Origin of the sequence: Flavobacterium sp., from assembly GCF_023151265.1 — a bacterium.
Lineage (GTDB): Bacteria > Bacteroidota > Bacteroidia > Flavobacteriales > Flavobacteriaceae > Flavobacterium.
Map to the genome: position 1 here is coordinate 1 of NZ_JAKLJH010000056.1, position 14274 is coordinate 14274.

Genomic DNA, 14274 nt, shown 5'->3' on the forward strand with positions numbered 1-14274 from the left:
CAAAGCAATTTAACCTCTTAAGGTGGTTATTGCGTCGGGGCTCACCTCTTCCCATTCCGAACAGAGAAGTTAAGCCCGACTGCGCAGATGGTACTGCAGTTATGTGGGAGAGTATGTCGCCGCCTTTCTTTTGAAAAGCCCTATCAGAAATGATAGGGCTTTTTTGTTACCTATATATCGTCCCAAAGGGACTGAAAACACCACCTCACAAGGGTGGTTTTATTCGTTTTATACTTTATGATGGAATTTTTAGCATATATGTCATGAGCTAGTTCGGCTAAAGCCTACTAGCTTTAGAAATATTCTTAATGGGTGTTTTGTTACCAATATAACATCCCTACGGGACTGGGAAAAGTATAATTATTCTAATGGAAACCAATTCTGCGTTAGGGATTACTTCGTCAGTCACAAGGTCGTGTGGAGCAATTGTTTGAGCTCTTACTTAAAATACCTCAGGATTTTAAGTAAAACGAGTGCGGATAGCCCGACCCTTGTGGGAACGCCATAAAAAAAATCCGACTCTTATGAAGTCGGATTTTTTATTTTAAACTATTTTATTTCAACGTACTTGGACAAACATAAGCTGTTAAAGGAACATCAGTCATTCTGATACCTGCCATTCCTTTTTCAACATTAATCATGTTGTGATATCCTCTTGATTTTAAGATTGATGACATAATTACCGAACGATAGCCACCTGCACAATGAATGAAGAATTTTTCATCTTTTGGTACTTCGGCTAATTGCTCGTTTACGTAATCTAATGGAATATTTTTAGCATTTACCACATGTTCGGCTGTAAACTCTCCTGGTTTTCTTGAGTCTATTACTGGAGCGGTTTCGTATTGTGCTGCGAAAACTTCTGGTGAAATCGATTCAATACTATCGGTTTCGTAACCTGCGGCTTTCCATGCTTCGATTCCTCCTAATAAGAAGCCTAAGGTGTTATCAAATCCTACACGAGATAATCTTGTGATGGTTTCTACTTCTTTTCCTTCTGGCGTGATTAATAATATTGGTTGTTTTGTATCTCTGATTAAAGCGCCCACCCAAGGTGCAAATTGCCCATGTAATCCAATGAAAATAGAGCCAGGAACGTGTTCTTTTACGAAATCATTCTCGTTTCGAACATCTAAAATTAAAGCATCTGTTTGATTCGCAACGGCTTCAAATTCTTTTGGATGTAAAGGTGTTTCTGCTTTTGACATTACGGCATCCAAACTTTCATAACCTTGAATGTTCATCAATACGTTTTGTGGGAAATATGCTGGTGGAGGCGTTAATCCATCTAATAATTCTTTGATGAATTCTTCTTTTGTCATATCGGCTCTTAAAGCGTAGTTGACTTTCTTTTGATTGCCTAAAGTATCGGTCGTTTCTTTACTCATATTTTTTCCACAAGCACTTCCAGCACCGTGATTTGGATATACAATTAAATCATCGCTCAACGGCATAATTTTATTGCGTAATGAATCAAACAAATGACCCGCTAATATTTCTTGGGTTAAATCTTCTACCAATTCTTGTGCTAAATCTGGACGACCAACATCACCAATAAATAAAGTATCTCCCGTGATAATTCCGTGCTGTTTTCCAGATTCATCAGTAACTAAATAACACGTACTTTCTAACGTGTGACCTGGAGTGTGAATCGCTTTAATAGTTACACCACCCACTTTAAACTCTTGTCCGTCAGTGGCAACAATACATTCAAAATTAGGTTTTGCTGTTGGACCATAAACGATAGAAGCACCAGTTTTCTTGGCCAAATCTAAATGTCCTGAAACGAAATCTGCATGGAAATGCGTTTCGAAAATATATTTGATTTTAGCGTTGTCTTTACTAGCTTTTTCGATATAAGGTTGTACTTCTCTCAATGGGTCAACAATGGCTGCTTCACCATTGCTTTCGATGTAATACGCTGCGTGAGCAATGCATCCAGTATATATTTGTTCGATTTTCATATTCTATATTTTTTACAAATTTACGTTCTAAATTCTATTTCTTCTGTACCCAAAGTTACATTTACATTTCTTTTAACAAGATAATTGCCGCCATGAGCAATACAAAGTAAGCAAAAATCTTCTTTAATTGGCTTTCATTCGTGTATTTTGTGAGGTACATGCCAATAAATATTCCTACTACTGAAATGGACGAAAACGTTAACAAAAAGCTCCAATCGATTTCCAAATTCTGTACATCACCGATAAATCCTACCAATGAGTTCATAGCGATAATAAATAGGGAAGTCCCAACTGCTTTCTTCATCGGTAATTTGGCAAATAAAATCAATGATGGAATAATTAAAAATCCGCCACCGGCTCCGACTAATCCGATAATAATTCCAATAATAAAAGTTTGAATTCCGATAAGAATAAGATTTCTTTTTTCTTCACTATTAGTGTTTTGACTTTTCTTTTTTAATACTGAAAGAGCTCCAAAAACCATAATCACGGCGAAAAACAACATCAAAAAGGTGTCTTTTGTTATGAGAATGGGTGATTCGATTATGACTTTAGGGATTTCGGGTACAATATATTTTCGAGTTAAATAAACTGCTATGAATGATGGAATCGCAAAAATAAATCCGTTTTTGATGTCAACTAAGTTTTTTCGATAGTTTTGAATCGCTCCAAAAGTAGAAGTTGTTCCAACAATAAATAACGAATAAGCGGTTGCTGTAACGGGATTTATGCTCATCATATACACTAAAATCGGTACGGTTAAAATAGAGCCACCACCGCCTGTTAGTCCTAAAACTAATCCAATAAACAACGCACCAACATAGCCTAAAATCTCCATTAGAACTGAAGGATTTCTATTTTATTTCGGTGTAATTTGATTTTTCCTTGCAATTCTAACGCTTTCAATAAACGCGAAATTACAACTCTCGATGTATGCATTTCGTAAGCGATTTCTTGATGTGTATTTTTGATTTCGGTATCACCAATTACTTTCGCTTTATCAGTCAAATATTTGTACAAACGTTCGTCTAAATTCATGAAAGCCAAGGTGTCGATTGCTTCTAACATCTCGTTTAAACGTACATTGTAGCTGTCAAAAACGAAGTTTCGCCACGTTTTGTATTTGGTCAACCATTCTTCCATTTTTTCTACGGGAATCATTAACATGGCGCCATCGGTTTCGGCAATGGCACGAATTCTACTTTTCGATTGTCCCATGCAACACGTTAAAGTCATAGCACAAGTATCGCCACGTTCTAGAAAATACAATAATAATTCATCCCCATTTTCATCTTCTCTCAATATTTTAATCGCGCCTGTTAATAAAAGCGGCATCGTTTTGATGTAATCTCCAATTTCAATTAGGTAATCATCGGCTTTAAACTCTTTGTAAATTGCCACTTTTGCAATTTCGTCTAGTAAAGCTTCCTCAAATATATAACTGTAGGCTTGATCTAAAATAGCTCTCATTTGTAATCCTTTTTGTAAAGATACGACGATTCTTTAAAAATCAAATGTTACTTTTGTTACAAAGAAATCGAATAGACATTTTATGACTTCAAAAAAATACAATAAAACCAATTTCCATAAACATACTTTTTGCGAGTTTATTGAAGTCGATGCAGCTACGATTCCAAATATCGAGTGGCATTATAAAAGTAAATCGGGTAGTGGATATTGTTTTGCAGAGGAAGGTGTTTATCGTATTTCGAATCATTGGGGAAGAGCTGCCAATTGTAGGTGGCGATTGATTTCAAGTTCAAAAACAAGTTCAAATTCAAAAATCAATAATAGTCAAAATCGAATTGGTTATGCCAAATGGACAGATTTTTATCCAAATAATGAAACTGAAAACTTTTTTTATGTGGAAGTAAATTTCGATACCAAAGAAGTAACATTTCAACACAAAAATAATCCGAATTACGACGAAAAAGCTGTTTTAAGAAACGCTTCTGAAACGGCAAAAGTCATACGACAAATAAAAGAAATTTTGGAATCGGATACTTGGGCGAAATATTTAGATTTTGATGATTTGGAACAACTTCGAAAAGAAATCATCCTAAAACTTATCCAAACTTCCACTTCTTTTGCCGAGATAAAAAGAAGTTTATTATAAAGTGAATCAGAATTTTCATAAATTTGAGAATAAACCACTCGATTTATGATGAAACGAAACCAATTACGCGAAGCCATTTTCAGACATTTAGATGGATTAGTTGTTGTTCCTGTTGCTTATTCTTTGTTCAAAAAAGGAATTTTAGCATATCTTTTAAAGGAGAAAACTTCAACTTTAGCACAATTAACACATGAATTTAAAGCGAACGAAGGCTATTTAAATGTAGCATTACGCGTTTTGGCATCGCAGGGTTTTCTAAAATACGAAGTGGATAATGTTTCGGGAAATGTTACGATTACAACTTTACCTATTAGCGAATTTGCGTTTTCGTTTGTTCCTATGTATGAAGATACATTTCAATTATTAACCCAAACATCGGTTTTTACAGCTAATAAAATGGATGTGGATTCTATTGCGTTATTGGAACCCATTTTAAAGAAATTCACCGAAAATTATCATATTCATTTTGAAGAAGATGAGAATTTGAGATTGATTCAAGAGCAAATGTTGACACATATTGAAGGCTATTTGGTTGGCCCAATTGTTGTCAACTTAGGGATGACGGGCATGTTTCACAAGTATTTCATGGAAAGTTCGTTTCGAGCGGATGAATTTCACAAACATCCCGAAGCGTTTGCTAAAATTTTGGATTTCTTTGTGTATTTGGGTTGGTTTTCTAAGAAAAATGACAATTACCAATTTACAGAAGACGGTTTTTTCTTCGCCAAACGAGCTTCGGCTTATGGTGTGACGGTTTCCTATCTTCCGATGTTCAAACATATTGACAGTTTGTTGTTTGGAAATGCGAGTGAGTTACGAAATATCGCTAAAAACGAAGACGAAATTCACGTGAATCGCGAAATGAATGTATGGGGAAGTGGTGGTGCGCATGCGACGTATTTCAAAGTAATTGACGACATTATCATCGAACTATTTAATAAACCCATCGCCGAACAACCGAAAGGAATTTTAGATATGGGTTGCGGAAATGGTGCTTTTTTACAACACATTTTTGAAGTCATAGAACGACAAACCTTACGAGGTAAAATGTTAGATGATTATCCGCTATTTTTAGTTGGTGCTGATTATAATCAAGCAGCTTTGAAAGTCACGAGAGCTAATTTGATTAAAGCGGATATTTGGGCAAAAGTCATTTGGGGCGATATTGGTAATCCTGATTTATTGAATAGCGATTTGCAAGAGAATTACAACATTGATTTGAAAGATTTGTTGAATGTACGTACGTTCTTAGATCATAATCGCATTTGGGAAGACCCAAAAAATAAGACAAAAGATAGAGTTAGTACTTCTACTGGAGCTTTTGCGCATCGAGGCGTTCATATTTCCAATAACGATGTTGAAGATAATTTATTGGAACATTTTATGAAATGGAGTCCGTATGTTCGTAAATTTGGCCTTTTAATTATCGAATTGCATACGGTAGTACCAGAATTAACTGCTCAAAATCTTGGAAAAACAGCAGCGACAGCTTATGATGCTACGCATGGATTTTCGGATCAGTTTATTGTAGAAATTGAGGTTTTGCAAAAAATAGCGGCAGAAGCTGGATTGCATTCGGATGCTGATTACTTTAAAAAATATCCCGAAACCGATTATGCAACTGTAAGTATTAATTTGTTACGAGGAAAATAAAATATAAATGGAAGATAGATTTTCAGAAATAAAAAAAGACATTCAATTGATTATTGATAACATGGCGATTAAGAATTTTTCGGAAGCTAGTATTAAATTAATTGAAGTGAGTGATGATTTAGACGATATGATGGACGCTACCGATGACGAAATCGTGTTGAGAGAAATCAGTAAATATCAAGTGTTGTTGAATCATTTGCAGATTAAAATGAGTACGAAAGAATAATTAAAACAAGGTCAATTGTTCTTTTTTAGGTTCGATTTTACTCAGAAATGGAATCGTTTCTAGTACATCATATTGTTTTCTATCGGGATTAAAAATTCGAATAGTGATGCTTTCACATGTGAAATTCAAATCCACAGAATCAAACAAACTGTAGGCAATTTTCAGTTGTGATTCAGTAAGTTGTCTACCAATTGAAATATGCGGTTCCGAACTTTTATGACTCACTGGAAATTGAATTTGTTTCGGAATTTCCTTCATGATTTCAGCCATTTTAGTTTTGCTTTCGGAATTTGGAGCGATGAAAAAAGCACCATTTGTGTAATTTTCAAAGGCATTGAACGTTACTTTAAAAGGATTTTGATAACGGCAGTAATTGGCGATTCTCGATTTTATATTTTCATATGTTTCATCTTCGTATTCAAATTCACAAATAGTCACGTGTGCTAAAGAATTCTTACTCGGAAACCATCCAATTTTAGCACTCAATTGTTCTTTAAGTTCTTTAACCGCTTCAAGAACCGTTTCTGAAGGATGAAAAACTACCGAATATTTTGACATACGTTAATTACCTTTTAATCGTGTAAAAATCTTTTTTAGCAATGCTTTACCATCTCGTTTGGCTTTGGGAATTTCATGAGCTGTTAAATTTCCATCAGGATTCACTTTAAATTCATAACTAAAAGCAAACTGAGGATTTTTAGGATTGTCGTTCAATAAACCAAATCGCAAATCATTAAAATACAAGCGATTATTTTGTTCGGAAACCAAATACCAACCTTCGCTAATTTTTATAAGTTGCTGAAAATCATACGAATTTACTAATTTTTCTTCTAATTTTAGATTTTTTGGATAGAAAGTAAACTGAATTGGTTGAGAATCAAATAGAGAATAATCAGCCAAATAATACCCTTTTGAAGTAGCAATATTCGCATTCCAAAGAATACAATTGAAAGCCGTTGGTTTTACAATTAATTTCTCGTAAGTCAATTTTTGATTTTCTAAGGCGTTTTCGAACTGTTGTACTGCAAAAAGTTTCAAAAGAGAAGTCAAAAGTAAATAGGAAGAACTAATTACTAAACCACGAATTACATATTTTCTTCGGACTAAAAATTCTTTATTTCTCCAAACAAAAATCAAACTAATCAAAAGTGGAATTGTGTATAAAGGATCAATTACAAAGATGGTTTTTAAGGCAAATCGATGTTCTAAAGGCCAAAGAATTTGCGTTCCCCAAGAGGTAAACAAGTCTAATAAAACATGCGTAAATAAACACCAAAACGCCAATAGTGAAGCGCTTTTGAAACTGATTTTACTTTTTTCTACTTTAGCTATTATCCAACCCAAAATTGGTGACAAAAACACAAAAAAGAGTAGAGAATGACTCAAACCTCTATGAATAGCAACTCCATTAACATCACTCATTAATTTTCCCACTACAATATCTAAATCGGGAATCGTACCTAAAATAGCGCCATACAAGAAGGTTCTGTTTTGCAGTTTTTTACCTGCAACCAGTTCTGCTGTAGCAATTCCTAGGACGATTTGTGTGAGTGAATCCATTTTATTTTATCCTCTTTTGAGATTTAATAAGAGTTGTAAATTCAATTTATTAGTAAGGATTCTCAAAATTAAGAATTCTAATTGAAAAATGTTTGTTTGGTAAGATAAGTTTGTAAATTTGGGAAGTAGGATTTTTAAAGTTAACAACCAATTAATTTATGTCAAAAAATATCATATTAACGAAGACAATTAGAAATTTGAATGAAAATAAGGTAGTATATTTTCAAGAAACAGAAGTAAAGTTTCAACCTTATTTCAATGAAAATTTGTTTGTTCAGTATGATTTTGATTTGTCAGATATTCCAGATTCGATTTTAAACATTCCTTTTGTTGCTAATTTATATCCAATTTGTTGGTTTCTTGGAGCTACTTTAAAAGTAAAGACATTAGATGAAAATTTCTATTTGAGTATTGAAAAAATCAAGCAAGAATTTGCCAAGTTTTATCCTGAAATCATTACTAAGAAATCACAATTATTGGTCGAAAATTTCGAAACAATTAGCTATAACACGAATCAATCTGCCATGCTTTTTAGTGGTGGAGTAGATGCGCTTTATACCTATTCTAGATTGGATAGCGATAAAATTCAATTGGTCACAATACATGGTGCGGATATAGAAATTGACAATACGTCTCAATGGCAAAAAATTCAAGAAGTTAATCGAATGTTACCTTTGACCATTGATAATCCGAAACTTTTCTTGAGAAGTAATGTCCGTGATTTTTATACATTTAAGGTTGAGAAGTTAATTTATAACAATACACAAGATTGGTGGACGCTTCTTCAGCATGGATTATCACTGACATCTCTTTTAGCACCTATTACTTATAAAGACGGAATTGAAAAAGTATATATCGGTTCAACATTGGATTCAACAAAGGAAACCATGCCTTGGGGTTCTAGTTATATTGATAATTTTATAGCTTGGGGAAATACAAATGTAATTCATCATGGTCAAGAAGCTAATCGTTTTGATAAGATGCGTCTGCTTTGTGATTATTTTGAAGAAAAGAAAATCCCAACTCCTTTTCGTGTTTGTTATCACCATTTAAATACTAAATTAAATTGTTCCCATTGCACCAAATGTTACAGGGCAATAATTACACTGATTGTTCTTGGTAAAGATCCAAGAGAATTTGGATTTGAAATTCCATCTAAAGACAATTCCGTTGCCATTTTTTATGATAAATTAATAGAAGTAATTGAGAAGCAAGTATTCAATCAGGCAGTTTATTTTTATTGGTTAGAAATTTATAACGAAATGGTTAAGAAAGAAACAAAACCATTCGTATTTTTTGATGTAACTTTAGAAACAGCAAAATTAGAAGCAATAAAAAATCTACTTACTCATTTACAAACCAAGCCCAAAAGTTGGAAAACCATAAGAAGAGGAATTAAGAGCGCTGTAAGAACTTCATGGTTCCGATTGCAAAATCAGTTTTAAAGAGTTTTATTCTTTTTTTAATTGAAAGCAGAGTAAGCCCCAATTGACTTCTATACCTTTTGATGTGGTTTTAATACCTAAGATATCTTCAATTCCTTTATGGATAATAGAGTCTGAAGCTTTATCAAGTCCAAAAAATAATTTGAAAAAAGTTGTCATTTCTGAGATAGTAGTAAAAAGAAATGGATATTCTTTATATTGACAATTGCTTATACAGGATTGAATGTCTGCAAAAGTTTCAAAAGAAGTTTCATTGAAAAAATCACCTTTATGACCGAGTGAATTATAAGTATTTACAAATTCGTTTAGAAACGTATCTACATTAGTTCCTTTTTTTACATCTGCAAAAGTGAAAAAACCTCCAGTTTTAGTAACACGTAAACATTCTCTAACAAATTGAGGTACATCATCCAAGTGATGCATGCCGCTCAATGAAAAAACAGCATCAAAAGTGTTTGATTCGAACGGTAACTTTTCAGGAGTTACCAATTGGATTTCATCAATCGCAAAACCTTCAGAAAAATCACCCAAAGTGACCTTTGTATTTTTGGGTAGATAATTTCGTAAGTAACCACCTCCAGAAGGAACATCTAACAAATGAATATTATTTTCAAAATGTATTCCTGAAAATAAGTTGTTAAACTCGTACTTTCTTGCTTCAGGAAAATTTTGCATAGCAAAATGGTAGTCAGTAGCTCTTTTTTGAAAAATAATTTGATAATCGTTCATCTTTAGTAAGTTTTACAAAAGAAGGTTCGCTTTTTAATAGATATCGGAGGTGCGGTGCAAATGTATAGAAAAAATCTAATAATAGAAGTGTTCGTTCTAAGCTTATCTTTTTGTGAAAGGATAATTAGTTGTAAAGTTTTTATTTACCGATACAATATCTTTTTTCTTTTTATTCATAAGGGTTAAAGAGGGTAGAGGTGTACTCGGGGTGTTGCAAAAAAAGGTTAAAAAATATTTATGTTAATATTCAATGATATCGTTTTTTTAGTCCTAAGTATAAAATATTACCCAAATGTGATATGAATTGAGAGTAAATAGTTGAATTATGACTTTTGAGATTCTTTTTTAAAGATTTCAAATTTAAATTAAAAAATCGTGTATCTGACCTATTTCAAAAAGTTATGTTTTAAAATAATATTGTAGTATCATTTTCAGAACACAAAATAATGAAAACTAAAACATTTTTCCAATAATACTATTTTAGACATAACAGCTTTTGTGCTATTAAACTTATTTTGTTTAATTTTAACACAATAAAATTACAAAATGAAAACAAAAAGTGATATTAAAAACATTATAATTGGTTTTACATCAATTATGTGGGTGTTTTTATTGTTTTATTCCTGTAATTCTTCTGATAGTAAAACTGTTACTTCAGAAATTGCGTCTAATTTTAAAGTAGAAAAAAAACAAGTAACAGATACAATTCAATTAAAACAATTAATAAAAGAAGCAGAGACCCTAAGTGAAGAATCTAAATTTAGAGAAACAATTTATGTTTTAAAAAAGATTGTAACAGATTATGAGGATTATCTTTTAGAAAATAATCCAAAAGATTTAGTCAATGCATATTTAGATTTATCTTTTAATTATTCGAGTATTCACAATCAAAAATATGAATTGGTTTACACCAAAAAAGCTATTGAAATTAGTGAGAAGAAAGGATTAATAACTACTACAGATTATCTTACAGCTTATAATAATTTATATGTTTTTCAACAAAATTATGGAGACATTAAAAGTGCTAATGAAACAATTAATGCTTTTGAAAAATATATCGATAAACTGAATAAAGGACATGTTCAATTGGCTGATAAAGATGAAAATTATGCCAAACGGATATTTTACAGAATGGAAATATCGCGAATGGATATTACTACACAACAAGAATTAATAGAAAAAAAGCTTAGAGATTTTCACAGATTTGCATTAGATAGTGGTAATGAAAGAGAAGAAAACTTGAATTTTTATTTGTCTACTTATGATGAATTTTGTTATAGATTGTACGAAACAGAACAATACTTTTTAGCAGAGAAACATCTAAATCGATTTAATGAACAAGCATTGGCCTATAATTTTCTTTTTTATAGTATGAAAGCAAATGCAATTTTAGGTTCCGTTTATTATTTTCTAGAGAAATATGAGGAAGGATGTAAAAAAATAGATATTGCACTAAATACAATCGAATTTGATCATTTTAGTTCGAGTAAATACTCTCTTGAAACGATTAAAGCTATGAATTTAGCTGGTTTAAGGAAATTTTCTGAAGCATCTCATCTAGTTGAACAAAATATTGTCGATTTAGTTGCAAATCACACGCAAAAAAGATCTGAAATAGTTGATTTAAACTTCGCTACTTTTAGTGATTTAAACTCAAATAATTACATTAATATTTTTGCTACTTCAGCTCTTATTTTCAAAGATAGTTATATAAATGGTAAGAATATTGATAATTTGAATAAAGCAGAAAAACTGAGTTTAATTGCTGCCGAAATGTTCAATGAATTTTATTTAAATGGAAGTTATAATCCTACTCTAAATAAATTGCAAGGTAAAATTTCAGAAGGCTTACTTTTTGTGATTTCTGAAAAATATCAAAAAAATGAACCTAAGAAAATTGAATTGCTCAATTGGATTGAAAGAAATGCTTCACAACATTTATATAAAGAGGTGCAAAAGAAATTTCTTTTGGCAAACGAATCTTTATCTAAAATTTACGATGAATTCACAGAATTAGAAGATAAGAAAAAATATTTGGAAGGAATTAAGAATCAAGGAAATCAAGCAAATGATGAATTAAATACTATTTCAAATAGAAGTAAAGAGTTGAAAGCTTTAATTCAGAAGAAATTTCCCAATTTTATTCAAGTTGATACAGATTTCGATATTACTTCAATTAAAAATAAAATAGCAGATGTTAATTTGATAAAGTATTATGTTGCTTTTGAAAATGTGTATATTCTTTTAGTAAATGCAACTTCAATCGAAGTAAAAAAAATAGATAAAGCTGATAAAATTTCTCTTGAATTAGAACAACTAATCAAAGAATACAAAGCACCAAATATTGGATTCAAGAATGAAAACAAAGCAATTTCAAGTCAATTAGTTCCTTTTAATATTGATGGAAAAATTACGATAATTCCTGATAAGTTTTTAAACTATTTACCTTTTGAAAGTTTAGAAGTAAATAACAAGTTATGGATTGAAAGTGCACAAATTACTTATGCCTATTCTTTTCCTCTTTGGTTACTTTCAAAAGAGAATAAAAGCAAGTCTGAATTCAATTTGGTTAGTTTTGCACCTAAATATAATGAAAGTAAATTTCAGTCAAATACAGTTGTTAATTTACCTTTTGCAAAAGAAGAATCCGAAAAAATTTGTGATATTACAAATGGTACTTTATTATCAGACCAGAAAGCTACAAAATCAAATTTTATAAAATCATTTTCAAACTATTCAATTTATCATTTGGCAATGCATTCGTACTTGTATGCGAATGATTTTGAAAAGTCGTGTTTACTTTTTGCTAATAACGAACCATTATATTTTTATGAATTGTATGATCATTTTCTACCTGCAGATTTAGTGGTTTTAAGTGCTTGTGATACTGGAAATGGAACTTTAATTAAAGGCGAAGGTATTATGAGTTTATCAAGAGCTTTTACTTATAGCGGAGTTAAAAGTGCTGTGGTAAGTTTATGGCAAGTTCCTGATAAAGAAACATCAGATTTGATGATTTTGTTTTATGAAAATCTTGAAAAAGGGTTAGAAAAAGACAAAGCGTTACAATTGGCTAAATTGGAATTTTTAAAGCAAAATCCTTTAAAATCACATCCGTATTATTGGTCAGGTTTTGTGTTAAATGGAAATAATGATGCAATAAAAGAAAAATCCTATTATTGGTTTTATATAATAGGATTTGGGGTATTTACACTTTTAATTTTATTCAGAAAAAAATTAATCCAACTTAGATAATAATTCTTTCGATTTTGACTGAAAAGGATTTGCAGTTTTAACTACTTCGTTTAATAGCTTTTTAGAATTTTCAATATCATTTTCTTTTAAATAACATAAGGCTTTGTACCATTTAATGTAGAAATAAAAGTTGTTATTGGAATCTCCTTGAAAAAGTGAAAATGTGGCTATAGCTTTTTTATGCTCATTTAATTCCATTTCAGATAATCCGATATAAAAAATAGCATAATCGGTTTTTTCTACTTTATAAATTTCTGAAAACAATTCTATTGCTTTTTTATAATCTTTAGAATCATAGGCAAAAAAAGCTTCACTTTTAATATTTAAAGTGTTTTCACCTCTAGTTGTTGGAGCTTCAATATTTGGAAAAGTCTCATAGAAATCAGCATATAAATTATCATTTTTAGCAGAACTATTCCAAAAGAATATAAAGCCTAAACTAAGAATAACAATTATACTAGCGGCTAATGATAACCAAGTTCTGTTATTGTTTTTAAGTTTTCTAGAGTTTTCGATTTCTTTTAATTGGCTTTTCAATTTTTCTCTTTCGCTTAAGGCAACGGCTATTTTTGCTTTCTTTTGAAATTCAAATTCGGCCTTAAATTCCAAATCATTTGAAAGCAATTCGTTAAATTGTTGCTTCTCTTCATCAGAAAGATTACTTTCAAAATAGTTATTTAATAATAGATCTTTATCCATGATTAATTATTTTTTTATTAAGTCTTTTAGTTGTTTCATACATCTCGATTTTTGACTTTTTAATACATCTTTATTAGTGTAATTAAGAATAGTCAAAATCTCATCTAATTTTTTTTCTTCATAATAAAAGAGTTGAATCACCTTTTTACATTGTTCGCCTAAGTTCTCAAAAGCAGTTTGTAATAATTTAATTTCAGTATCATCTTTTTCTTCATCATACGATTCGAATTCATAATCAACCAAATTAAAATCTTCAACTACATGCATTTTTTTATCTTTTTTAAGCAATTGAAAAATCATAAACTTTCCAATGCTAAATAAATAAGTGCTGATTGAACTCTGTAGATTGTCAAGTTTACCTTTTTTAGCATTTTCACATAAAGCAATAATTGCATCTTGATAAATATCTAATATTTGGTCGCCATCTAAACTATATTGAGAAGCAAAGGCAATAAATTTTTTTCTATTGTCTTCATACAAGCTCTTGATGATTTTATTGTCGCTTTCTTTTAATAGTTGTATCAAGGACGATTCTTTATTCATTAGTGTAGTATTTTTTCAAAAGTAAACAAATTTCAAAATGGATGTTTACTTTTTTTTATTTCAAACACTAAATAGAAAATCACA

The 14274-nt window shown here is 31.0% G+C and carries 13 protein-coding genes and 1 rRNA gene; 6 read left to right on the plus strand and 8 right to left on the minus strand.

The features are described from left to right. Positions 1-18: 18 nt before the first annotated feature. Positions 19-128, plus strand: a 5S ribosomal RNA gene (gene rrf, locus L6Q46_RS06815). A gap of 426 nt (positions 129-554) precedes the next feature. Here the strand turns inward: rrf and L6Q46_RS06820 are convergent. From L6Q46_RS06820 to L6Q46_RS06830, 3 genes are all read right to left on the minus strand, one after another. Continuing rightward, complete coding sequence (locus L6Q46_RS06820; RefSeq protein WP_291283682.1) at positions 555-1964, minus strand: rhodanese-like domain-containing protein; 1410 nt, start codon at positions 1962-1964, stop codon at positions 555-557. Positions 1965-2025: 61 nt separating this feature from the next. Beyond that, positions 2026-2802 carry a sulfite exporter TauE/SafE family protein gene (locus tag L6Q46_RS06825; RefSeq protein ID WP_291283683.1) on the minus strand — a complete coding sequence of 259 codons (777 nt, stop codon included), beginning with the start codon at positions 2800-2802 and terminating at the stop codon, positions 2026-2028. After that, entirely contained in the window at positions 2802-3434 is a 633-nt protein-coding gene (locus L6Q46_RS06830; RefSeq protein WP_026726080.1) for a Crp/Fnr family transcriptional regulator, read from the minus strand. Before L6Q46_RS06830 ends, L6Q46_RS06825 begins: the two co-directional genes overlap by 1 nt. Before the next feature lie 82 nt (positions 3435-3516). Here L6Q46_RS06830 and L6Q46_RS06835 point away from each other — a divergent pair, with 82 nt between their 5' ends. From L6Q46_RS06835 to L6Q46_RS06845, 3 genes are read left to right on the plus strand one after another with little or no spacing between them, the layout of a single operon-like run. Then, positions 3517-4080 carry a hypothetical protein gene (locus L6Q46_RS06835; RefSeq protein WP_291283684.1) on the plus strand — a complete coding sequence of 188 codons (564 nt, stop codon included), beginning with the start codon at positions 3517-3519 and terminating at the stop codon, positions 4078-4080. A gap of 45 nt (positions 4081-4125) precedes the next feature. Next, positions 4126-5733, plus strand: coding sequence for a class I SAM-dependent methyltransferase (locus L6Q46_RS06840; protein ID WP_291283685.1), 1608 nt, complete (start codon positions 4126-4128; stop codon positions 5731-5733). Between the two features lie 7 nt (positions 5734-5740). After that, positions 5741-5959, plus strand: a complete 219-nt coding sequence (locus L6Q46_RS06845) for a hypothetical protein (RefSeq protein WP_291283686.1) — start codon at positions 5741-5743, stop codon at positions 5957-5959. Here L6Q46_RS06845 and L6Q46_RS06850 read toward each other — a convergent pair whose 3' ends face one another. After that, on the minus strand, positions 5960-6517 hold the full coding sequence (locus L6Q46_RS06850) for a 2'-5' RNA ligase family protein (RefSeq protein WP_291283687.1): 558 nt from the start codon (positions 6515-6517) through the stop codon (positions 5960-5962). Positions 6518-6520: 3 nt separating this feature from the next. Further along, on the minus strand, positions 6521-7519 hold the full coding sequence (locus L6Q46_RS06855; RefSeq protein ID WP_291283688.1) for a metal-dependent hydrolase: 999 nt from the start codon (positions 7517-7519) through the stop codon (positions 6521-6523). A gap of 158 nt (positions 7520-7677) precedes the next feature. Between L6Q46_RS06855 and L6Q46_RS06860 the strand changes: the two genes are divergently transcribed. Further along, positions 7678-8964, plus strand: a complete 1287-nt coding sequence (locus tag L6Q46_RS06860; RefSeq protein WP_291283689.1) for a hypothetical protein — start codon at positions 7678-7680, stop codon at positions 8962-8964. 6 nt (positions 8965-8970) lie between these two features. Here the strand turns inward: L6Q46_RS06860 and L6Q46_RS06865 are convergent, their stop codons facing one another. Next, positions 8971-9693 carry a class I SAM-dependent methyltransferase gene (locus tag L6Q46_RS06865; RefSeq protein WP_291283690.1) on the minus strand — a complete coding sequence of 241 codons (723 nt, stop codon included), beginning with the start codon at positions 9691-9693 and terminating at the stop codon, positions 8971-8973. A 546-nt stretch (positions 9694-10239) separates the two neighbouring features. Between L6Q46_RS06865 and L6Q46_RS06870 the strand changes: the two genes are divergently transcribed. Continuing rightward, the gene (locus tag L6Q46_RS06870; protein ID WP_291283691.1) at positions 10240-12948 is read left to right on the plus strand and encodes a CHAT domain-containing protein; all 2709 of its coding nucleotides are present in this window, start codon (positions 10240-10242) and stop codon (positions 12946-12948) included. On the opposite strand, the gene L6Q46_RS06875 is transcribed toward L6Q46_RS06870, so the two are convergent. Together L6Q46_RS06875 and L6Q46_RS06880 are read right to left on the minus strand one after the other, a co-directional pair. Then, positions 12931-13647, minus strand: a complete 717-nt coding sequence (locus L6Q46_RS06875) for a hypothetical protein (protein ID WP_291283692.1) — start codon at positions 13645-13647, stop codon at positions 12931-12933. The two genes, L6Q46_RS06870 and L6Q46_RS06875, sit on opposite strands and share 18 nt — an antisense overlap. 6 nt (positions 13648-13653) lie before the next feature. Further along, entirely contained in the window at positions 13654-14190 is a 537-nt protein-coding gene (locus L6Q46_RS06880; RefSeq protein ID WP_291283693.1) for a sigma-70 family RNA polymerase sigma factor, read from the minus strand. Positions 14191-14274 lie beyond the last annotated feature (84 nt).